Raw genomic sequence first — 20,917 nt, 5'->3', positions numbered from 1 at the left:
CATCCATCAACAGATTGCAAAGCTGATTGTTGCGATATGGGCTATCCACTATACTGAGGCTAGGCCACAGCACAGTACAAATAATATGCCTGATATCAAACAATGCTTGAACTGCAATCAACCACTCAATGGCCCCATCTGTTCTTTTTGCGGGCAGAAGGCAGAACAAGAGATTGCTGTTCGACCGGTACTCGGTGAGTTTTTCAGTAAAACCAGCGAGTTGGATTTTCGATTTGTGCGCGTCATTCGCGATTTGCTAACACGTCCCGGACAAATGATCCGCGATTATCTCGATGGCAAAAGAGTAATTTACACCAATCCTTTTAAATTTCTATTTTTTGTCGCTGCAATTTATGCATTTGTTATCATTTCTCTGGATATCAACGTAACTTTCGCCGGAAAAAAAGATATCGCTAAATCAATCATTGTTTTAATTAACTATTTAATGTTTGTATTTTTGGCGCTCACCGCTTTCGCGTTTCAAGTCATCTTTAGAAAATTTCAAATAAACTGGGCGCAGAGCTATGTCATATTGTGCTACTGCTGGAGTGGCTATTTATTGTTTACGATATTACTTTCACTTATCGCGGTGATTCTTCCAGTTAAATTTGAGTACACCCGTTTTATAATCGCACCCATTTATCTAACTTGGACAACGCTAAAACTGTTTCAATTAAGTTTTTGGCAAGCATTATGGCGTTCGCTTTTACTTTTCATCGCCTATATGTTCGCCTCGTTTATTACCATGTCTGCACTGATATTATTAGCGCACGTGTTTCACATCGAATCACTGAAATTTTAAAAAGGCATCCCATGATAACCATTTACGGAATGGCACAATCCGGAAACTGCTACAAATTAAAGCTCATGGCTGAACTGCTCAAGCTCAATTATCACTGGGAAGAAGTTGATATATTGTCGGGCGCATCGCACACACCTGAGTTTTTAGCGAAAAATAAAAACGGAAAAGTTCCCGTATTAGAATTAGAAGATGGTACCTGCTTGCCAGAATCCAACGCAGGGCTTTTTTATCTGGCTCGTGACAGCGAATTTTTTCCGCAAAGTAAAATAGCGCAAGCGCGAGTGCTGCAATGGATGTTCTTCGAACAATACACCCATGAGCCTGCAATTGCTGTGGCACGATTTATCAAAAAATTTCTACCGATTGATCATCCGCGAAACAGTGAACTTGAAACCTTGCTTAAAAAAGGTGAACAGGCATTGTCGGTAATGGAGCAACACCTTGAAAGTCAGAATTGGTTTGGTTCCAATCAGGCCAGTATTGCGGATATCGCCTTGTTCGCGTACACACACGCGGCGAGCGACGGTGGGTTTAACTTAAGCCCATTTCCTCAAATTTGTCATTGGTTAAAACGCGTAAAAGCTTTGCCCGGTTTTGTTGCGATGTAAACCGTTAGAGAAAACGATAATTTATGCTTGGCCCATAAAAAGAAAGCCCCCACACGCTAGCACGTTGGAGGCAATACGAATTCGGCTTGGGGAAACCGAATCCAATATCCCGCAAGAAGGAGGGTGTCGCGGGAAGACGCCGTCATTGGCATCTGTGTATTAAGACGAACAACGGGCAAAAAGGTTTCAAAAATTTGGTATGCACAGATGTAAAAAAATGTGTCTTAGTCAATTGCAGTATGACCAGTCATTTATTTATTCTCCAATGAGATATCAACTAATGCGCCTCGTCCCAGTTCTCCCCAATGCCGGCCTCTACCAACAGAGGAACACTGAGTTCAGTGGCATTTTGCATCAACTCAATAATGGTGTTTGAAACGGTATCCACCGCACTTTCTGACACTTCAAATACCAGCTCATCATGTACCTGCATGATCATTCTGCAATCGGGCTTTGCTTCATTAATCCAATTATCAATGGATAACATGGCCAGTTTAATGATATCGGCAGCACTCCCCTGCATCGGTGCATTGATAGCGGTTCGCTCTGCCGCTTTGCGACGCATACCGTTACTGGAGTTGATTTCTGGTAAGTAAAGCCTGCGGCCGTAAAGCGTTTCTACGTAACCTTTTTCCGCCGCTAACAAACGAGTGTCATTCATGTAGGCTTCGACACCTGGATAGCGAGCAAAATAAGTATCGATATAATGCTGAGCCTCTTCACGCCCAACGCCTATTTGCTTTGCCAAGCCAAATGCTGACATTCCATAAATAAGCCCAAAATTGATCGCTTTTGCACGACGCCTTTGTTCACTATTCACAGCTTCAAGAGACACACCAAACACTTCAGCCGCAGTCGCACGATGGACGTCCTTGTTGTGTGCAAACGCGTCGAGCAAACCGTCATCCTGTGACAAGTGCGCCATGATACGCAATTCAATTTGCGAATAGTCCGCCGCAATAATTTTATAGCCTTTTGGCGCAATAAACGCCTGGCGAATACTGCGCCCCTCTTCGCTTTTAATCGGAATATTCTGCAAATTTGGATCGGTCGACGACAGACGTCCGGTTGCGGCAACCGCCTGATGATAAGAAGTATGCACGCGTTTTGTTTGTTGGTTGATCATTTCTGGCAACTTATCGGTATAAGTCGACTTTAGTTTTGAGAGTCCGCGATATTCCATGATCACTTTCGGTAACGGATAGTCGAGTGCTAATTCCTGCAACACTTCTTCGGCCGTAGACGGTTGTTTTTTGGGTGTGCGCTTAATCACTGGCAGCTCCAGTTTTTCAAATAAAATGCGCTGTAACTGTTTAGGCGAACCCAAATTAAATTCTTCGCCCGCAATGTCATAAGCTTTTTTTTCAAGCTCTAACATGCGCGCAGCAAACTGTTGACTTTTCTCTCGTAACAGCTGTGCATCAATCAATACTCCGGTACGCTCAATTTTTGATAACACGCTTAATAACGGTATTTCAATATGTTCGAACACTCCTTTGGGTCCTTCCTCTTTTGCTAATAAAGGCCATAGTTTTTCATGCAATTGCAGCGTAATATCGGCATCTTCTGCAGCGTATTCAGTCGCTTTTTCAATCTCGACTTTATTAAAGGTGATTTGTTTAGCTCCCTTACCGGCAATGTCTTCAAAATGAATGGTATCAACACCCAAGTATTTTAATGCTAATGAATCCATATCATGGCGCGTTGCCACACTGTTGTAGATGTAAGATTCCAGCATGGTGTCAAAGGCAATGCCTTTCATTTCAATCCCATATCGCGCGAGTACACTGGCATCGTATTTCAAATTTTGCCCGACTTTTTTAATGGTGCTCGATTCTAAAATCGGCTTAAGTTCCGCCAACACCCATTGCAACTCCAGCTGTTCTGGCGCATCTAAATAATCGTGGGTCAAAGGAAGGTAAGCGGCCTCTCCTGACTTTACAGCGAAAGACATGCCTACCAGTTCTGCAGTCATATAATCGAGACTGGTGGTTTCGGTATCAAAAGCCAATAACGTGGCTTGTTCTAGCTTTTCTTTCCACTTGGCAAAATCGGCTTTAGTCAAAAGAGTATGGTACTGTCGCTCTGCATTTTGGGTGTTCGATTCGCTTTCACTTATTGGCGTTTCATTCGCTGAATGGGCCATAGCGTCTCGAAGCCAAGTTTTAAACTCATAAGTTTTATAGAGCTCAACTAAACCGTCGTGATCTTCTGCCTGCATCGTAATGTTGTCGAGATCCTGATCCAGACGGATATCCAGTCGGATGGTAGCCAAATCTTTGGAAAGTGGCAGTTGAGTTAAGGCATTACGCAAATTCTCACCGACTTTACCTTTCACATTGTCGGCATTGGCGATCACACCTTCCAACGTATTGTATTCGTTTAACCATTTTGCAGCGGTTTTCGGGCCACATTTTTCAACACCAGGAATGTTGTCTACCTTGTCACCCATCAGCGCCAAGTAATCAATCACTTGTTCGGGCCTGACGCCAAACTTTTCAACGACGCGTTCCACATCAGTAATCGGATTATTTTTGTCCATGGTATTGATTAACGTAACGTGCTCATTCACCAACTGCGCCATGTCTTTATCGCCAGTCGAAATGACCACTTCCTGTTTTTGAGTTGTAGCCTGATGCGCGAGTGTGCCAATGACATCGTCCGCCTCAACCCCTTCTATACATAAAAGCGGTAACCCCATCGCACGAATGATGTTATGGATCGGCTCAATTTGCAGTCGCAATTCATCGGGCATAGGCGGGCGATTGGCTTTATATTCAGGATAAAGATCATTACGAAACGTTTTGCCTTTAGCATCAAATACCACAATGACTTTCGAGTTCGGGTAGCTTTTCATCAAGCTCTTGATCATATTGATCACGCCAAAAATAGCGCCGGTCATCATGCCCTCAGAATTGGACATGCGCTGCAATTGAGGGACATGGTAAGCCCGGAACAAATAAGAGGAGCCATCCACGAGGATCACTGGGTTATCAGAAGGCATCAAATAATTCCTGTTCTATCGAACCGTCAAACGGCTAAGGCGTTGGCGGAGAGAGTGCAATTGTAGTTTGAGGGCACATTTTACCGATTCTTTTTCAGGTTGCGAGTATTAGGACCATCTGACATTCTGTTTTACGAAAAAAGGAAAGATCGTTCATAATGAACAATGACTGGTAAATATATAATTACGAGATATAGTAAGTTAGCTTTATATATTCATGTAAACTGTAAACAAAGTGTCATAACTTGTTATTTTTAAAAGATTTAAATAATTTTATCATTTGTGAATAACTTTAATCGTAAATGCTCTGACAATATGACAATTCACAAATTCGTAAAAATCCGGTAAAGTAAGCGACCTCGCAAAATAAAAAAAGTACTTAAAAAACAAAAAGATATAAACTTATCCACATATACATTCACAATTTCGCAAAAACTCGGGCCAAATACAGCCTTGTGGATAACTTTGTTTATAAACGAATTTCAGGGATCCAACCACCATGTGGAACCGTACAAAATGCTTTCTGTCGGCCGTTGGCTCTTACAGCGGCCGCGGCGTCTCTTTTTTGACCTTACTGATGGTACTGGGCATGTTCGCCAGTTCCATAATGAGCAACTTCAACTTGTTTAATATTAACTTTATTGCGCTTCAAGAATCCGTCACTTGGATGCATGCCGCCGTGTTTATGCTAGGCGCAGCTTACACGTTGCAATCGAACGAGCACGTTCGAGTTGATATTTTTTATCATCGTTTTTCCAAGCGCACGCAAGCGTTGATCGATATAACCGGCACACTGTTATTTTTAATTCCGGTCTCTGTGTTTATTTTGATCAGCAGCTGGCGGTACGTGTCGCTCAGTTGGAAACTGCAGGAAGCGTCTCCAGAAGCCGGGGGGTTGCCTGGTGTTTTTCTGCTGAAGTCGTTGGTGATTATCATGCCAGCTCTTTTGATTATCGAAGGCCTGCATCAACTGATGTTAAACGCCGAAAAATGGCGTAGCAATAAAACGGAGGTGCAAGCCTGATGGAATGGTTACCCTTTATTATGTTTGCCTTGGTGTGCTTGTCGTTGATGGCAGGATACCCGGTAGCCTTTTCTCTTGCGGGCTGTGCCTTACTGTTTGCTGGGCTTGGTGTCGCATTCGACTGGATTAACCCACTGCTACTCAATGCGACCTTTGATCGCACTTTCGGCATTATGAACAACCAGGTATTGGTCGCCGTACCACTGTTTGTATTTATGGGCGTTATGCTAGAGCGCGCAAAAATAGCCGAAAATTTACTCGATTCAATGTCACGGATGTTTGGTGGCATTCGCGGAGGTCTCGCGCTTTCGGTGATCCTTGTAGGCATGCTGCTCGCTGCCAGTACCGGCATTGTAGGAGCAACAGTGGTCACCATGGGGATGTTATCCTTGCCAGTAATGCTTAAACGAGGATACAACCCAGCATTAGCAACGGGAACCATTTGTGCTTCTGGTACTTTAGGCCAAATCATACCACCGTCCATCGTTCTGATTTTGCTCGGCGAAGCGATCTCATCGGCCTATCGGAGCTCTTATGGTGGTGAACCGGTAAACGTAGGAGACCTTTTCATTGGCGCCTTAATTCCCGGCTTATTGTTGGTTATGTCCTATATGATCTACGTGTTAATACGAGCTTGGATCAATCCTTCCATAGCACCCAAGGTGCAACATAAAGAAAGCATTTCTTTCGATGAACTGGTCGTCAGTTTATTTCTTCCACTGATTTTAATCTTTTTGGTATTAGGTTCAATCCTTACGGGTAAAGCAACACCAACAGAAGCGGCAGGTATTGGCGCTGCGGGAGCCATGCTGCTCGCGATTATTCAGCGTCAGTTCAATTGGGAAAAGCTTAAAGAAGTCATGCTCTCCACCACCCGAACAGCATCGATGGTCTTTATGATTCTGGTCGGTGCTTCTATTTTTTCGTTGGTGTTTCGGACATTGGGAGGCGATCACCAAGTCCAAAATTTCCTGAGCCAAATGCCTGGCGGTGTGGTTGGTGCATTGATCGTCGTGATGTTAATCATGTTCTTACTTGGATTTATTCTCGACTTTATTGAAATCATCTATGTTGTGGTGCCCATTGTCGCACCTATACTGCTGCAAATGGGCGTCGATCCGATTTGGCTGGGCATATTGATCGCTATTAACTTGCAAACCTCCTTTTTAACACCACCTTTTGGTTTTGCTTTGTTTTATTTGCGTGGTGTAGCGCCACAAAGCGTGGCCACCAGTCAAATTTATCGAGGAATATTACCCTATATCGCTATTCAAATTGGCATTTTAATTTTGTTAGGCGTGTTTCCAGAACTGGCAACTTGGCTACCACAGCAATTGAAAGAGTAGCTCAGCGCCGCAGTGAGCCTATAGAAATCCCTATTGGCTCACGATCTGCGTTATTCTTGGTTAACTTTCCTGAATCCCTGTTTTTCAATTAACGACTCAAGGACGGCATAATTCGATTCACCTTCATCGTAATTCGCTTCCCATTCCATAAGCAATAAACTGTAAGCGATGGTGGTAATTAATTGGCTCTCTTTTTCAGGCACTTCTCTATGAATCCATAAGTTAGACTTGTACCCATGAGTTGCAACAGCCGCTACAATTTTATCGTTCAATTTAAAATAATATCCGGTTGCTTTATTGTCAGGGTGTGATTTCTCTTTCTTCAAGTAACGCTCGCCTGAATCGGTAATAAGTTCTGATCCCATTCGAGTGGTCGGAATAATAGAGATATGGTGAGTGTCGCCTGTAAAATCAACACGCCACTGGTTAAAACGATTACCTTCTGAGGTGAGAAATAATTTTTCATTGTCATTGTCATACAAGCACTCATACTTTCCATAGATGAAGCGTGACTCTCTATCTAATGAAGACATACTTTCTCTTTTTTGCGCCATAATAAAATAGCTGCACTGAGCTTGCCATAAAGTCTTATCACTCAATGAAAAATCAAACGACATCGATTGCGCTAATTCAAAGTTATTCCATATACCTAAATGAATTTCATGAAACTGATGTTCCGTAAAAGTGCCATTATTCAGCAGGTCGTCTAAGGTCACCTGAAACTCATCGGTATTGGTTTGAAAAGAAGTATTCACATTTTCAATTCGATATTTTCCTATGTTTCTTTCGTACTCAGAGCCGGTCACGGTAAACGTAGGTTTTTCGAGTAAATAGACGTTGGATTGTTGTTCAAAACGTTTACTCACTGGGATGACTTTATGTGGCGTATAAAGCTTACAACCACTCAGATAAGTAATGAGTGATACTGCTAGTAGGCTTTTTATTAGCTTCATGTACAATCTCCAAGTATATTTACTCTGGTGCAACATAATATCTTTAACACATTTACGGTGAATAGAGCGTGTTTATACTTTTCACTCCATTCACTGAGCTTTATATTAAAATTCAAATTTAACGCCTACCATTAAAGACTCAACATTTCCAAAGTCGTAATCGTTATCGGAGTAAGAAAAGTTAAGGAGCACCAGTTGACTCAACTCGAATTCCAGATTCAACTGATAAAGCCAATCGCCGCCTTCTCGACGCTTTATTTCCTCATCACCTGGATTTAATAGCTGACCTTCATGCGCTTCGAAAGCCCAATCACTATAACCAACAACGGGGGTAAAACGAACCGTGTCTGAAATACTAAAAGAATAACCTGCAGATACTTTTAGCTGATCAAGGTCATAATCGCCATCGAAGTTAAATATGCCTTCATTAGTCGAGGAACTGTACACCGCTTCGACTAGAAAGTTTTCGTACCAACGAAAACCAACCTTTACGCCCAAGCTCACATTATCCGCCTGGTCTTTACCTTCAGCAATCGAGTAACTTTCTTTGATATAAAAATTTTCACGACCGACTTCCGGTCCAATATACATTTCACCTTGTTTAGCTTCTAATACAGATGAAATTAAAACGAGTCCACTTACAAGCCATTTTAAACCTTTCATTCGATTTACTCCTTAAAAAGTAATAATCAGTTATTTTAAATTATAAAGTGTCAAGTACGTGTGCATTGACTGAAAAGTAAGGTAATAATTAACAAAATAAGTGGTAAAAATGCCATTCCAGTAAAAATGGATTATTTCCTTTCACACTACCTTAATTTTTGCTTAATTCGAGACAACCAGTATTTCATTTGCTCTCGCATAGGAAAGCGTCGCAACCCCATTTGTTTCTGAACTTGCTCAATTTGCTTTAAATCAACCTCACTCAAAACCGGTTGAATACTAAAGTTTTGATTGGCTTGTCGCTGATTTTTGTGACTCAAGATAACGCTAGAAACTTGTTCAAATGCGAGTGGGTAGGCTATAGCCGCGTCTAGTAAAGTTCTTTCTGCATTTTCCAAAAAAGAAAAAGTTTGCGCTTTTTTGGCCGCGTTTTCGATCTGTAATTGAGTCCAACGACTTCGCTGATCATTCGGGTCCGAAAACTTTGCATCCGCAGAATACTTACCCGTTAAAAAGCCAAAATGTAAGCAAGATCGCACAATCACGCCGATATTATGTTTTTGAATTTTATCGAGCTTTTGTAATAAAGGAAAAGGATCGAGCAAACTGAAAGGAACTTGAAAACCATCAATTGCTGTTTTATCGATGACATAGTCAATATCGGTAATATTGGCCAACGAAACACCTATATAGCGCACTTTACCTTGCTCTTTTAATCGATACAGTTTTTCGTAAAGTGCGATATCATTGGAAGCCCAGTGAATTTGGTAAAAATCGATATAATCCGTATTGAGCCGTTGCAGTTGCAAGTTCAATGTATCTTCAAGAGAGTGCTTAACGCTGGAGTATTTGCTGGCCAACACCCACTTATCGCGGCGACCTCGTAAAAACTCACCGATGATCGATTCCGATTCACCATACACAGGAGCGGTATCGATAAAGTTGCAGCCCAGATCTTCTGCTTGCGTTAAGGCTGCCAAAGCATCGTGACGCGAAACTTTACCAAAACTTTGTCCGCCTATCGCCCAGCCGCCAAATCCAATCTGAGATAAAGTGAGGTCTGTGTTTCCAAATGTTCTGTATTGCATAGCGATTTTTTAACGTAACGCGTAAAACGCTTGTTCGGATACTTTATGCCAATTATAAACCTGCGATTTATATTGCTTGTAAGACTCGTATACTTTACGGGCAAACGCATCACTTTCAGCAAGCTCTTCAACGACTTGTTGTGAAATTTCTTCAAAGCGCTTTAATACATCATCGGGAAGTCGTTTCATTACGACATTGTGATCATTGATCAGTGTTTTTAGAGCAGCATTATTTTTTTCAGTAAAGTCGGCTAGCATATCGGAGTTAGCCATAATGCAAGCCGACTTTACAATGGCTTGTAAATCGGATGGTAAGGCATTATAGGCATCCAAATTAATAATGGCTTCTAACGTCGTGCCGGGCTCATGCCAACCTGGGTAATAATAAAATTTTGCCGCTTTATGTAATCCAAAAGCCAAATCATTATAGGGTCCAACCCACTCCGTTGCATCGATACGACCACGTTCTAACGCAGAAAACAGTTCAGCACCAGGAATTAACTCTGGTGTACCACCCGCACGTTTAAAAACCTCCCCCCCAAGACCAGGAATGCGCATTTTCAATCCTTGAATATCTTTGAGTGAGTGGATTTCTTTATTAAACCAACCCGCCATTTGTACGCCAGTATTACCCGCAGGCATTGGCAATAATCCCAGCGGTTGATAAAGTTCCTGCCAGAGTTCAAGACCACCGCCTTTAAATAACCAACCGTTCATTTCTTGCGCATTTAACCCAAAAGGAACCGCGGAAAAAATGGGAGAAGCCGGTAATTTACCTTTCCAATAATAAGACGCACCATGGCCCATTTGAACAGTACCCGATGCGACCGTATCAAACACCTGCATGGCCGGCACCAGGTCATTGGCACCCATCACAGTCACATTTAATCGGCCACCACTGAGTTCATTTATTTTATGCGCAAGATATTCAGCCCCTTCACCCAACCCTTGAAAGTTTTTCGGCCAGGTCGTGATCATGGTCCACTCGATGGCTTTGCCGGATTTTGATTGAGTACTTTCAGAGCACTCTTGCGTTTGAGACTGGCATCCAGCCAAGGTTGCGGCTGCGCCAACTCCCATGGCCCCAACAAAAGCACGACGTTTCATACCTTTTCCCCTTAATCTTAATTTTATTGGGTAGGGATTATTCCCGTTCGTGCACGGAGATGCAAGACACACCGATAAAGCCGGTATGGAAAAGCTCCAAGGCTATCACAATTTTTCCTTAATACTTTATCTTCAAATTTGATAGCATGGTCAGCTTAACTTAATTTTTTATCAGAGAATACGTTCTTTCATGCTGATCCGGCCACTGGCATATAAAGGTCCAACAGATCAACTCTCAAATCTCTTTGGCGAAAAGCGGTTATTTGACGCTTTGCGAATATTAATGCAAAGCCAGATCTTGTATTGGCACCATGAAAGTTCAACACACTGGATCGAAGCGGAATTTTTAATCGGCGATAAAAAAATTAAGACCGAAATCAGCTGGCCACTTACCGAAGATGGCAATCATTGCCAGTGCATGAAAGCGAGCCCTTGTATTCACATGGCGGCACTGGCGATAGAGTCGAAACATCGACTGCATCAAATCATCTATGGCGTAAAAGACTTTAGCGATAACGCTTCATTGTGGCAAAACGGACTGCAGTGGCTGCAACAACAAAGCGTCGACCCTTACCCCAATATGGCAAGACATCGATTACTTTACCTGTTAAAACTCGATGATGAGGGATTTTATTTCTCACTTTATAAAGGGTATCTAACTCAGGATAAAAAATACCTGATGAAAGATAAGTTAAAAGTCGATGAATTAAACTTTTTAAAGCTCCCTAAATTTATCTCTTTGCTCGATCAATCCATATTGCACTTAATACAAAAAGCGACAGCCGTAGGTTCTGTGCATCAACAAGATCACTTGATACGAATAAAATCGGAAAGCGATGCTCATTGCAAAGAACTGGTTCGTCAAATTCTCGCCAGTCGCCGGTGTTTTTGGAAAGCCAGTTCACGACCGCCGATAAAACGCCAGCAGCAATCGGCGCCTACCACAAATTCAAATAAAATTGTGAATGATTTTTATTTTGATGTTTCAAATAATCGAGCCATCGAACATCTCGAGGCGCAACCTATTCACTCGGTACAAGGAAAATTAATCCCATGGCTAAAATTGGAATCGCATCAGTTTATTTTTCCCTGGCGCAGTGAAAAACCGCTATTTATGGATACTGGAAAACTTTACTTTGTCGATGAAAATAATCAGTCGTTTTCCAGTCAGGAGCTTATTACTCACCATCAACTTCTTGATGACTCGCAAAAACAACAAGTTGCTACGGCCTGGCGACAACTGCAGTCGGTTGCCAGTATTCCGGCAACTCAAGAGTACCCTATTGCAAATAAGTTTGACATAGCCGATCGCGATCTCAATTTGGATTTTGGTCAACTCGCAGTATGGCTTTGGGGCCTGATTCATCATGACTGGCGTATCGAATTCGATCACAGTTTCCGTCTCGATCATCAAAAAATTCAGGACTGGTACGTCGAGCTTTACGATCAACAAGATTGGTTCGCGTTAGAACTGGGCATTAAAATTAATGGTCAGTCCGTTAATATTTTACCCGATTTGGTACAAGCCATTCGAAGCAAACAAATTGACTGGAAAAACCTGCACGCTGTGAACCAGATAAATTTGCAACTACAAACCGGAGAGCAGGTGTTACTGGAAAGTGATCGTCTGCTGCAAATCCTTACCATTTTACGCGAATTGTTTGAGAGAAAGCCACTTACCGATACTCAAAATTTAAAGTTCCCCAAAAGCCAACTCAATCGACTCGCACAGCTCGATTCGTCACAACAACCACTGCTCTGGCAAGGCGATCAATGGCTATTGAAAAAAGCACAATCACTCAGTCATCACACGACCGACTCCAATATTCTAGCACCACATAACTTACGGGCTGAATTGCGTGAATATCAATTGGACGGGTTGAGATGGCTTCAGTTTTTACAAAAGCATCAACTCGGAGGCATTTTGGCCGACGATATGGGACTCGGTAAAACATTGCAAACCATAGCACTGCTATTACGCACCAAAAACAATCAGCAATTGAATCGTCCCTGTTTGGTTCTAGCACCCACCAGTCTACTCGCTAACTGGCGTAACGAATGTCAACGCTTTGCACCGGACTTATCTTCGCTGGTTTTTTATGGCTCCGATCGACATTCGTGGGTTGAAGCGATTGAGGATCATGATGTTGTCATTACCAGTTACGGAGTTTTACAGCGCGATTTTCATCAACTCAAAAAATTGGTGTTTCACACCATAGTTCTCGATGAAGCTCAAGCAATAAAAAACTCAAAAACCCAGTTAGCCAAATATTGTTATCAATTAAAAGCCGACCATAGAATCGCGTTATCGGGAACGCCCATGGAAAATCATCTCGGCGAGCTCTGGAGTCTGTTTCATTTTCTCATGCCCGGTTTTTTAGGCAACGAAGCACAATTTAATCGTCTTTACCGTCATCCTATTGAAAAGCAACAGGATCATAAAGTGCAACAAGCTTTGGCCGATCGCGTAGCGCCATTTATGTTGCGCAGAACCAAAGATAAAGTAGCGAACGAATTACCTCCTAAGACTGAATTTGAACAATTCGTTGAGATGGAACAAACGCAAGCCGATATTTATGAAGCGGTCCGTTTATCCATGTCGGAAGAGATCCAAAAGGCATTGCATCAACAGGGTAATAAAAATCAACTTTTGATCAGTAACGCTTTACTTCGACTCAGGCAAATTTGTTGCCATCCTCAATTAGTCAAGTTTTCTGCGACTGAACAAGTCCATCAATCGGCTAAACTGAATTGGTTGCTCACGGTTTTGCCAGAAATGATCGAAGAAGGACGTAAAATTCTGATCTTTTCATCCTTTACTCGCATGCTGGATCTCATCCACCAACACTTGAGCGAATTAAACATCGACACTTTGATGCTAACGGGTCAAACTCGTAAACGTGGTGAATTGGTCGATCGCTTTCAATCGGGTGCTTACCCTGTATTTTTAATTAGCCTGAAAGCCGGTGGTACAGGGCTCAATCTCACCGCCGCAGATACGGTGATTCACTTTGATCCTTGGTGGAATCCAGCAGCGGAAGATCAAGCCAGCGATCGCGCTTACCGAATCGGACAAGATAAACCCGTATTTGTGTACCGATTGATCACTCGAGGTACGGTCGAAGAACGCATTTTGAAAATGCAATTGCAGAAGCAACAACTGGCGGAAGGGCTTTATCAAAGCAGTTTAAGTTCCGTACAACAAATCAGTGATGTTGATTGGGCACAACTTTTTGCACCGATCACCGAATAAAGATACATTTATTATTGTTCTTCTAAACGGGAATTTGTTAAAAGAACTATACTGTTAACAAGCACCATTCGCTGGTAATTTGGTGAGAAAGACGATTCACTATGATTAGCATTAAACCTATTTTTTTCTTAAGCCTACTGCTTAGCTCAGCTTCAGAGCCGTCTGACAGCGAGTTGATGCAATTGTCCTTGCGTGAATTACTTGCGGTACCAGTAAGTCAGGTACGCGGGCTCGGTATTTTGCAAGCCCATCGTCTCAAAATGGACGAAAAAACAATCGCTATCGGCATCATGGCCCCATTTTCAAGAGAACAGAGTACATCGGTTGAACTTTACGCGGCGGCAGAAATAGCCGCAGATGAGATCAACCAGCAAGGAGGCGTACTTGGTAAACAACTGATCATCATTAAAGCGGATAACGATCGTCGTGCAGACGATAGCATTAAAGTTGCAAGACACATGCTAGAAAAATACAGCATTAAAGCTTTAATCGGCCCATTAAGCTCTGATAATGCAATGACTTTAGCGAAACAAGTTACTGTACGTAAAAATTTACCGATGATTCTTCCGGCTTCAAATGCCAATGCAATCAGTGAATTAGATGATAATGACTTAGTGTTTAGGGTCACGGCTACCAACCGACAAATAACCGCGCAAGCAAAATCATTTATCGAAGCTAATAAGTTTAAAAATATAGCCATTCTTTATCAGCGTGATGTTTTTGGCGAGGAGCTCGCAAAAGAACTTAAGCAAAAGCTCATAGAATCGCCAAGTCGAGTAGTGTTCGATCATTCGCTTAGCAAGATTGTGAATTATGATCTTTACGATCTCAGTGAAGAAATAAAAAAAATGGAACGTTTAAACATTGATTTAATATTTTTTCCTGTTGCCCCTGAGCATATTAATCCGTTTTTTCAACAATGGAAAAATAATACACAATCAAAACTACCCACTATTTTGTTTGCGGAACACGCAAGACAAGTCCCGTTAAGCGATCATAATATCGATCAATATCAAGCTTGTGTTTTTTCGGTCGTTCCTAACTTTAACCGTAAAAACGAAACGTTTATACAAGGCATTGAAGACACATTAGAAATATCCAGTACAACCTATACGGCAAGTTTTGTGTATGACTCGGTATACTTAATTGCGGCAGCGTTAGGTAAGAGTGAAATCGACTCTTTGAGGTTTTCAACCGCATTACGTGCAGTTACCAATAAAAAGGAAAATGTGGTTTCTTATCAACAATGGGGTCAAATGATGGACGCTATTAAACATTCTCGTCCAATCAATTTAAGCGGCTTGAACAATACCTATGACTTCGACTCAAATGGTGATAACCAAAACGTAAACTTAACCGTTCATCCATTCCACCACATTTACGGAAAAGGATGTGATACTTAAAGGAACGATAGTGAAAGCTTTGTGTTCTAAAACAGTTGGATTTATTTTAGAAAAACCGCACCATCACCAATTTTTGAAGCTTCATCATCAGGGTTGCGCAACTTACATTTCTTGAGAGACAAGCACCCGCAGCCTATACAGCCGTCGAGCAAATCACGTAATTGTTCCAATTGGGTAATACGCTGTTGCAGGCTTTTTCGCCAATGTGTTGATAACCGCTTCCAGTCGGAGGTGGTAGGTGTCCGATTGTCCGGCAATCGAGCCAACTCTTCAGCAATTTCTTTAAGCGATATACCCAATCGTTGTGCGGTTTTGATAACACCAATGCGTCTTAAGACGGCCGGATCATATCGCCGCTGATTGCCCGCATTGCGCCAACTGCTGATCAAACCTTCCTTTTCATAAAAGTGCAGCGTTGCCACAGAAACTCCTGAGCGCTCTGCCACTTTACCGACGCTCCAGCTTTTTTTCGTATTTTCCATAAAACCCCCTTGACCTAAAGTTAACTTGAGGTTTTACACTGATTCTCATCAACATTCAACCGACCGAGGTTTTTATGCAATCCACAGATAAAAGCGAGACCAGCTCATTGAAAACGCGTTTTAACGGCCTTTTACACCCATCGAAACGACCAGCGACTCCGTCTGACGATTTAGCTTTTTTTAGATACTTCAATTCACTCATGGCCAATAAATAAGGAGTCATGTATGCGACCGAAATTTCAGGGTATTGATCACATTCATTTATACGTCACTGACAAAAACGAAGCCGTAAACTGGTATACACGTCATTTCGGGTTTCATATAGTGGACAAACTGAAAATATGGGACGACGCCAAAGGCCCACTTACTTTAGAAGATGAGTCCGAAACCATTCATCTGGCGATATTTCAACGAGACGAATACCCAAAACTCTCCGCGCTAGCGTTTAAAGTGGACGGTGAAGGGTTCTTGTACTGGAAAAGCTATTTGGAACAACAAGGATTACTGACACGATACACCGATCACCAGGTCACTTGCTCGCTGTATTTCAACGATCCGTTTGGTCACAATCACGAAATTACCAGTTGGGATGTGGATGTGATACGAAAAGGTCTTACCCAAACCTATGATTTAGCCCATAGCTGACATTGAATCATTTTTGATTCGGAGTCGTGCGGGTATTGTAATGCCAGGTGCGTGATTTCCAGCTTGTACACATTAAGCTGTTCCCGTGCCTGCTCTTTCAGCTCTTTTACACATTGCAACGACCCTTCTTCTTCGGTCATGGACTCAGACAGTACAACCTGATGCTGGAACTGACGGTCACTGGTTTGTGCGTCCTCTTCGTTTATCCAATCTCGAATGCCGCGATAGGCCTCTTTACCTACTTCAACCGTATCTCTTACCAAATGCTTGGGTGTTTCAATAGAAATACAGCCCGATAATAAAAATACGGTTAAAACCATATTCATAGAAACCAGACGTTTCATCATCAATTTCGAATGCATCTTAAAACCCTTAAACAGTCACCGGCTCCAATTTAGCGTAAGCCATCACCAATGTTTTCGGCCCAACCGACTCAAAATTAATTTGGATCCGAGCCTGTGGACCACTCCCTTCAAAATTTAAAATAACCCCTTGCCCAAACTTTGGGTGCTCCACCATTTGTCCTAGTTGAAAACCTTCCGGGCCATCATCACTGTCGAACAACGAACTGCGATTAAACATGGGCTGTGAGACTTGAGCATTTAAACGGATTTCTTCGATCAATTGCTGGGGAATTTCACGCACAAAACGAGAAATGGAAGGATAAGTTTCTTTACCCCATAAACGACGTTTTTCAGCATGTAATAAGTACAACTTTTTCATGGCGCGAGTAATACCCACATAACAAAGACGGCGTTCTTCAGCGAGATCATCGGCATCGTCCATCGACATTTGATGCGGAAACAATTTTTCTTCCATTCCGGTCATAAACACAATAGGAAACTCGAGTCCTTTCGCGGAGTGCAGAGTCATTAATTGAACACTGTCTTCGTATTGTTCGGCCTGCGTATCACCCGCTTCCAGAGATGCATGAGACAAAAAAGCAACCAGTGGAGGCATGCCCTCATCTTCGGCTTCAAAATCAGGATCGTCATACCCATACTCATCGGCATCAAACTCACGCGCGGCCGACACCAACTCCTGTAAGTTTTCTTTGCGTGCTAGGCCTTTTTCGCCTTTTTCTCTCAGATACATTTCCAACAAACCGGATGCTTCAATCACAAAATCAATTTGTTGGTGAAGTTCAAGATCTTGAGTTTCAAACGTCAGGTTTTGAACCAACATTTGAAACGTCATCAAGCCATTTTTCGCACGAGCGGGCAACAGACTTTCTTCAACAACCGCACTGGCGGCTTGCCATAAAGAAATTTGTCGGGCTCGAGCCACTTCACGCACTGTTTCAATGGATTTTTGTCCTAAACCACGAGTTGGGGTATTAACGACACGCTCAAACGCAGCGTCATCATTTCGATTGGTTATTAAGCGACAATAAGCCAACGTGTCTTTAATTTCCGCTCGCTCGAAGAATCGTAGTCCACCGTAAATTCGATAAGGAATATTACGTTGTAATAACGCTTCCTCGAGTACTCGCGACTGTGCGTTTGAGCGATATAAGATTGCGCATTCGCTGTGATTGTTACCTTGGTTAACGTGATCTTGAATGCGTGCCGCGATAAACCGCGCTTCTTCCTGTTCATTAAACGCCGCGTACAATGAAATGGGTTCGCCCTGATCACCACTCGTCCACAAATTTTTACCCAGTCGATCATTGTTGTTGGCAATTACGGCATTGGCGGCTTGGAGAATGGTCGATGTGGAACGGTAATTTTGCTCCAAGCGAATGGTTTCGCAATCCGCGTAATCTTTTTGAAACTGATGAATATTTTCAATACGTGCTCCACGCCACCCATAAATCGACTGATCGTCGTCTCCCACAATGGTGATTTCATTGTGACGATGTGCTATCAGTTTTATCCAATTGTATTGAATGGCATTGGTATCTTGAAACTCATCGACCAGAATATGACGAAAGCGTTGCTGATAATGTTCTCGTAAATGCTCGTTATCGCGTAATAGTTCGTAAGCGCGTAACAATAATTCCGCAAAATCCACCAAGGAAGATTGGCGACATGCATCCTCATAATGGGAATAAATGCTGGTCATGGTTGAGGTAAAAAGGTCACCGTTGTGGGCTATGTCCTGTGGTCGTAAGCCGTCGTCCTTTTTCGCACTGATAAACCACTGCGCCTGCTTAGGCTGCCACTCATCTTCGTCCAGCCCCATTTCACGCACCACCCGTTTGACAATGCGCAATTGATCGTCGGAATCGAGAATTTGAAAGTTATCGTCCAATCCGGCATCTTTGGCATGTGCACGCAACAGTCGATGTGCCAGCCCATGAAAGGTGCCAATCCACATGCTGTTGGCTGGCCGACCCATCAAGTCCTCGATTCGTGAGCGCATTTCATGCGCCGCTTTATTGGTAAAAGTAACCGCCATTAACGCGTGCGGTGAAATATTGCACTCACTGATCAACCAAGCTATGCGGTGCACCAGCACGCGAGTTTTACCCGAGCCAGCTCCAGCTAATACCAGCAACGCCGGCGCATCGGAAGTCACCGCTTGCTGCTGAGCGTCGTTTAGAAAATGTAATATAGGATGCGTATTCATGGCGGCATTCTACCAGTTAAACGAGTAGCATGCAGGCTTTGTTAAAACTTCATTTTCGGTTATGCTCGCACAACCTTTAATGCAAACACTCACTTACGCCATGAAACATCTCTTAGCGCTATTTATTCAGCTATTCATTATACTGGCTGGCACACAAACACTCTTTGCTGAGGACGACTTTGCCATTCAATTATTCAAACAGTGGCAGCAAAAGGAGCCAATCCCGCTTCTTTCACAATCCCTCAGTCAACCCCACATTGATGCCCATACCGCTTACCAGATACAGCGCAATTACGTAAAGCTTAGACAGAAAGATGACACCGTCGCCGGTTATAAAGCCGGCTTAACCTCCACCGCCGGGCAACAAAAGTTCAACGTAAAATCATCGCTGACGGGTGTTTTGTTTCAAAGTGGAGACTTTACTGAACGCACGAAAATTCATCACAACGAATTTGGAAAATTAATGCTCGAAACGGAAATCGGCTTTCGACTTGGGCAACCCATCACCCAACCGGTTAAAGATGTGTCGCACCTTAAGTCGTTGATCAAAGAAGTCTTGCCGGTGATCGAATTACCCAATCTTGATTTTGCCAATCTCAAACAATTACAGGGCATTGATATTATCGCTGGCAATGTCGCCGCTAATGGGTTCATTGTTGGCAAGGCCAAATCGATCGACGCCGTCGCCGAATTAAACGCGTTACAGGTGACACTGACGCTCAATGGCAAAGCAATCAACAACGGACAGGGTAGCGATGCGCTCGGTGATCAATGGCAAGCCTTACTGTGGCTTGTTAATACATTGCTACATAACGGATATTCGTTAGAAAAAGAACAGCTGCTGATCACTGGTGCACTGGGTAAAATGATACCAGCAACTCCCGGAAATTATCACGCCGACTTTGGTACTCTGGGGCAAATTTCCTTTTTCATTGAATAGGCTGAAATACCATGAATACGGTTTTTCTCGACGCCGCAACGATGATACCTCAGTTTGAAGGTGAGCAGCTGCTCGATCAGCACTGGGACATCGATATTTCTGCTTTACGGACAGCTTGCGATCCCCTCATGCTTCACGCTTATACTCAACCGCCACAAGTGCTAACGCGTAGCCAACATGCAGAAGTGATTATCAGCAATAAAGTGCCGCTCAATCGCGATGTGTTAAGTCAATTACCGCAGCTCAAACTCATCGCCATTGCCGCAACCGGTACCAACAATGTGGATCTGAACGCCGCTAAAGAGTTGGGCATCGCCGTTAGCAATGTTAGCGACTATTCCACCCACAGTGTGGTGCAAATCACGTACAGTTTGCTGCTTTCGCTTTATTCAAAACTGTCGCAACTTCAGAAAGCGTTACAAGAACAGGGCTGGCACAATCAAAAGCAGTTTGTCCTTTTACCACAGGCATTCCATGAATTGTCGGGAAAAACCTTAGGCATTATCGGTTATGGCACCATTGGAAAAGCCGTGAGCGATGTCGCTCGCGCCTTAGGGATGAAAATACTTATTGCAAAATTGCCCGGTAGACCTGAAGCGTTTAATAAAATCAGCTTGGACGAAATGCTACCTCAATGCGATGTCATCAGTTTGCACTGTCCCTTAACATCAGAAACAGAAAAACTGGTCAATCAATCGTTTTTATCGCAACTCAAACCCGGTGCGGTGCTGATCAATACGGCACGCGGTGGCCTGATCGACGAAATCGCACTGGCACAAGCACTGCGAAAAGGGCAACTGGCTGCAGCCGGTCTCGACGTGCTGTCGGTAGAACCACCTTCCGCGGATAACCCACTGTTAGCAAAGGATATTCCAAACTTGATGCTCACGCCACACATCGGCTGGGCAAGTGTTGAAGCACGGCAAAGATTAGTCAACCAACTTGCACAAAATGTGTTAGCCTTTCAGAATGGGCAACTGAAAAATCGTGTCGTTTAACCCAAGGATTAACTCAATAATCCATGACTT

Annotated in this window: 17 protein-coding genes; 9 read left to right on the top strand and 8 right to left on the bottom strand. The window is 43.0% G+C overall.

The window, feature by feature from the left end; all coding sequences use genetic code 11:
* The first annotated feature begins 85 nt into the window (after window positions 1–85).
* Both ACTUJY_RS15385 and ACTUJY_RS15380 read left to right on the top strand, forming a co-directional pair.
* On the top strand, window positions 86–802 hold the full coding sequence (locus ACTUJY_RS15385; RefSeq protein WP_463617000.1) for a DUF3667 domain-containing protein: 717 nt from the start codon (window positions 86–88) through the stop codon (window positions 800–802).
* Window positions 803–813: 11 nt separating this feature from the next.
* Window positions 814–1,410: a glutathione S-transferase family protein gene (locus tag ACTUJY_RS15380; RefSeq protein ID WP_463616999.1), complete on the top strand. Its 597-nt coding sequence runs from the start codon at window positions 814–816 to the stop codon at window positions 1,408–1,410.
* Between the two features lie 277 nt (window positions 1,411–1,687).
* On the opposite strand, the gene polA is transcribed toward ACTUJY_RS15380, so the two are convergent.
* The gene (gene polA, locus ACTUJY_RS15375) at window positions 1,688–4,414 is read right to left on the bottom strand and encodes a DNA polymerase I (RefSeq protein ID WP_463616998.1); all 2,727 of its coding nucleotides are present in this window, start codon (window positions 4,412–4,414) and stop codon (window positions 1,688–1,690) included.
* A gap of 499 nt (window positions 4,415–4,913) precedes the next feature.
* On the opposite strand from polA, the gene ACTUJY_RS15370 reads away from it, so the two are divergent.
* Together ACTUJY_RS15370 and ACTUJY_RS15365 are read left to right on the top strand one after the other, a co-directional pair.
* Entirely contained in the window at window positions 4,914–5,438 is a 525-nt protein-coding gene (locus ACTUJY_RS15370; protein ID WP_463616997.1) for a TRAP transporter small permease subunit, read from the top strand.
* Complete coding sequence (locus ACTUJY_RS15365) at window positions 5,435–6,784, top strand: TRAP transporter large permease (protein WP_463617095.1); 1,350 nt, start codon at window positions 5,435–5,437, stop codon at window positions 6,782–6,784. The genes ACTUJY_RS15370 and ACTUJY_RS15365 overlap by 4 nt, the downstream gene beginning before the upstream one ends.
* 50 nt (window positions 6,785–6,834) lie before the next feature.
* Here the strand turns inward: ACTUJY_RS15365 and ACTUJY_RS15360 are convergent, their stop codons facing one another.
* The 4 genes from ACTUJY_RS15360 to ACTUJY_RS15345 all read right to left on the bottom strand — a co-directional run bounded on the left by ACTUJY_RS15360 (window position 6,835) and on the right by ACTUJY_RS15345 (window position 10,595).
* Window positions 6,835–7,737, bottom strand: coding sequence for a hypothetical protein (locus tag ACTUJY_RS15360; protein ID WP_463616996.1), 903 nt, complete (start codon window positions 7,735–7,737; stop codon window positions 6,835–6,837).
* Window positions 7,738–7,842: 105 nt separating this feature from the next.
* Complete coding sequence (locus ACTUJY_RS15355) at window positions 7,843–8,400, bottom strand: outer membrane beta-barrel protein (RefSeq protein ID WP_463616995.1); 558 nt, start codon at window positions 8,398–8,400, stop codon at window positions 7,843–7,845.
* 146 nt (window positions 8,401–8,546) lie between these two features.
* Window positions 8,547–9,488 (bottom strand): aldo/keto reductase, encoded by a 942-nt coding sequence (locus tag ACTUJY_RS15350; protein WP_463616994.1) that lies wholly within the window; start codon window positions 9,486–9,488, stop codon window positions 8,547–8,549.
* A gap of 9 nt (window positions 9,489–9,497) precedes the next feature.
* Complete coding sequence (locus tag ACTUJY_RS15345; protein ID WP_463616993.1) at window positions 9,498–10,595, bottom strand: TRAP transporter substrate-binding protein; 1,098 nt, start codon at window positions 10,593–10,595, stop codon at window positions 9,498–9,500.
* Between the two features lie 283 nt (window positions 10,596–10,878).
* Here ACTUJY_RS15345 and ACTUJY_RS15340 point away from each other — a divergent pair, with 283 nt between their 5' ends.
* Together ACTUJY_RS15340 and ACTUJY_RS15335 are read left to right on the top strand one after the other, a co-directional pair.
* Window positions 10,879–13,848, top strand: a complete 2,970-nt coding sequence (locus tag ACTUJY_RS15340) for a DEAD/DEAH box helicase (RefSeq protein ID WP_463616992.1) — start codon at window positions 10,879–10,881, stop codon at window positions 13,846–13,848.
* A gap of 101 nt (window positions 13,849–13,949) precedes the next feature.
* Window positions 13,950–15,251 carry an ABC transporter substrate-binding protein gene (locus tag ACTUJY_RS15335; RefSeq protein WP_463616991.1) on the top strand — a complete coding sequence of 434 codons (1,302 nt, stop codon included), beginning with the start codon at window positions 13,950–13,952 and terminating at the stop codon, window positions 15,249–15,251.
* Window positions 15,252–15,292: 41 nt separating this feature from the next.
* Here the strand turns inward: ACTUJY_RS15335 and soxR are convergent, their stop codons facing one another.
* Window positions 15,293–15,733, bottom strand: a complete 441-nt coding sequence (soxR, locus tag ACTUJY_RS15330) for a redox-sensitive transcriptional activator SoxR (protein ID WP_463616990.1) — start codon at window positions 15,731–15,733, stop codon at window positions 15,293–15,295.
* Between the two features lie 225 nt (window positions 15,734–15,958).
* Here soxR and ACTUJY_RS15325 point away from each other — a divergent pair, with 225 nt between their 5' ends.
* A complete protein-coding gene (locus ACTUJY_RS15325) occupies window positions 15,959–16,378 on the top strand; it encodes a VOC family protein (RefSeq protein ID WP_463616989.1) in 420 nt (139 codons plus the stop codon).
* On the opposite strand, the gene ACTUJY_RS15320 is transcribed toward ACTUJY_RS15325, so the two are convergent.
* Both ACTUJY_RS15320 and uvrD read right to left on the bottom strand, forming a co-directional pair.
* The gene (locus tag ACTUJY_RS15320; RefSeq protein ID WP_463616988.1) at window positions 16,357–16,740 is read right to left on the bottom strand and encodes a hypothetical protein; all 384 of its coding nucleotides are present in this window, start codon (window positions 16,738–16,740) and stop codon (window positions 16,357–16,359) included. The two genes, ACTUJY_RS15325 and ACTUJY_RS15320, sit on opposite strands and share 22 nt — an antisense overlap.
* 10 nt (window positions 16,741–16,750) lie before the next feature.
* Window positions 16,751–18,949 (bottom strand): DNA helicase II, encoded by a 2,199-nt coding sequence (uvrD, locus tag ACTUJY_RS15315; protein ID WP_463616987.1) that lies wholly within the window; start codon window positions 18,947–18,949, stop codon window positions 16,751–16,753.
* A gap of 79 nt (window positions 18,950–19,028) precedes the next feature.
* On the opposite strand from uvrD, the gene ACTUJY_RS15310 reads away from it, so the two are divergent.
* Window positions 19,029–19,889 carry a 2-keto-4-pentenoate hydratase gene (locus ACTUJY_RS15310; RefSeq protein ID WP_463616986.1) on the top strand — a complete coding sequence of 287 codons (861 nt, stop codon included), beginning with the start codon at window positions 19,029–19,031 and terminating at the stop codon, window positions 19,887–19,889.
* Window positions 19,890–19,900: 11 nt separating this feature from the next.
* A complete protein-coding gene (locus ACTUJY_RS15305; protein WP_463616985.1) occupies window positions 19,901–20,887 on the top strand; it encodes a D-2-hydroxyacid dehydrogenase in 987 nt (328 codons plus the stop codon).
* Window positions 20,888–20,917 lie beyond the last annotated feature (30 nt).

This window comes from Pleionea sp. WD8-19 (assembly GCF_055326765.1).
The sequence above is the reverse complement of the archived record's forward strand: the minus strand, read 5'-3'. Positions and strand labels throughout refer to the sequence as shown.

What these genes read in the sequence shown, in the direction of transcription:
- uvrD (WP_463616987.1), bottom strand. Translation starts at nt 18,949, where the DNA reads ATGAATACGCATCCTATATTACATTTTCTAAACGACGCTCAGCAGCAA.
- ACTUJY_RS15310 (WP_463616986.1), top strand. Translation starts at nt 19,029, where the DNA reads ATGCAAACACTCACTTACGCCATGAAACATCTCTTAGCGCTATTTATT.
- ACTUJY_RS15325 (WP_463616989.1), top strand. Translation starts at nt 15,959, where the DNA reads ATGCGACCGAAATTTCAGGGTATTGATCACATTCATTTATACGTCACT.
- ACTUJY_RS15320 (WP_463616988.1), bottom strand. Translation starts at nt 16,740, where the DNA reads ATGCATTCGAAATTGATGATGAAACGTCTGGTTTCTATGAATATGGTT.
- polA (WP_463616998.1), bottom strand. Translation starts at nt 4,414, where the DNA reads ATGCCTTCTGATAACCCAGTGATCCTCGTGGATGGCTCCTCTTATTTG.
- ACTUJY_RS15360 (WP_463616996.1), bottom strand. Translation starts at nt 7,737, where the DNA reads ATGAAGCTAATAAAAAGCCTACTAGCAGTATCACTCATTACTTATCTG.
- ACTUJY_RS15305 (WP_463616985.1), top strand. Translation starts at nt 19,901, where the DNA reads ATGAATACGGTTTTTCTCGACGCCGCAACGATGATACCTCAGTTTGAA.
- ACTUJY_RS15345 (WP_463616993.1), bottom strand. Translation starts at nt 10,595, where the DNA reads ATGAAACGTCGTGCTTTTGTTGGGGCCATGGGAGTTGGCGCAGCCGCA.
- ACTUJY_RS15370 (WP_463616997.1), top strand. Translation starts at nt 4,914, where the DNA reads ATGTGGAACCGTACAAAATGCTTTCTGTCGGCCGTTGGCTCTTACAGC.
- soxR (WP_463616990.1), bottom strand. Translation starts at nt 15,733, where the DNA reads ATGGAAAATACGAAAAAAAGCTGGAGCGTCGGTAAAGTGGCAGAGCGC.
- ACTUJY_RS15380 (WP_463616999.1), top strand. Translation starts at nt 814, where the DNA reads ATGATAACCATTTACGGAATGGCACAATCCGGAAACTGCTACAAATTA.
- ACTUJY_RS15350 (WP_463616994.1), bottom strand. Translation starts at nt 9,488, where the DNA reads ATGCAATACAGAACATTTGGAAACACAGACCTCACTTTATCTCAGATT.
- ACTUJY_RS15335 (WP_463616991.1), top strand. Translation starts at nt 13,950, where the DNA reads ATGATTAGCATTAAACCTATTTTTTTCTTAAGCCTACTGCTTAGCTCA.
- ACTUJY_RS15385 (WP_463617000.1), top strand. Translation starts at nt 86, where the DNA reads ATGCCTGATATCAAACAATGCTTGAACTGCAATCAACCACTCAATGGC.
- ACTUJY_RS15355 (WP_463616995.1), bottom strand. Translation starts at nt 8,400, where the DNA reads ATGAAAGGTTTAAAATGGCTTGTAAGTGGACTCGTTTTAATTTCATCT.
- ACTUJY_RS15340 (WP_463616992.1), top strand. Translation starts at nt 10,879, where the DNA reads ATGCAAAGCCAGATCTTGTATTGGCACCATGAAAGTTCAACACACTGG.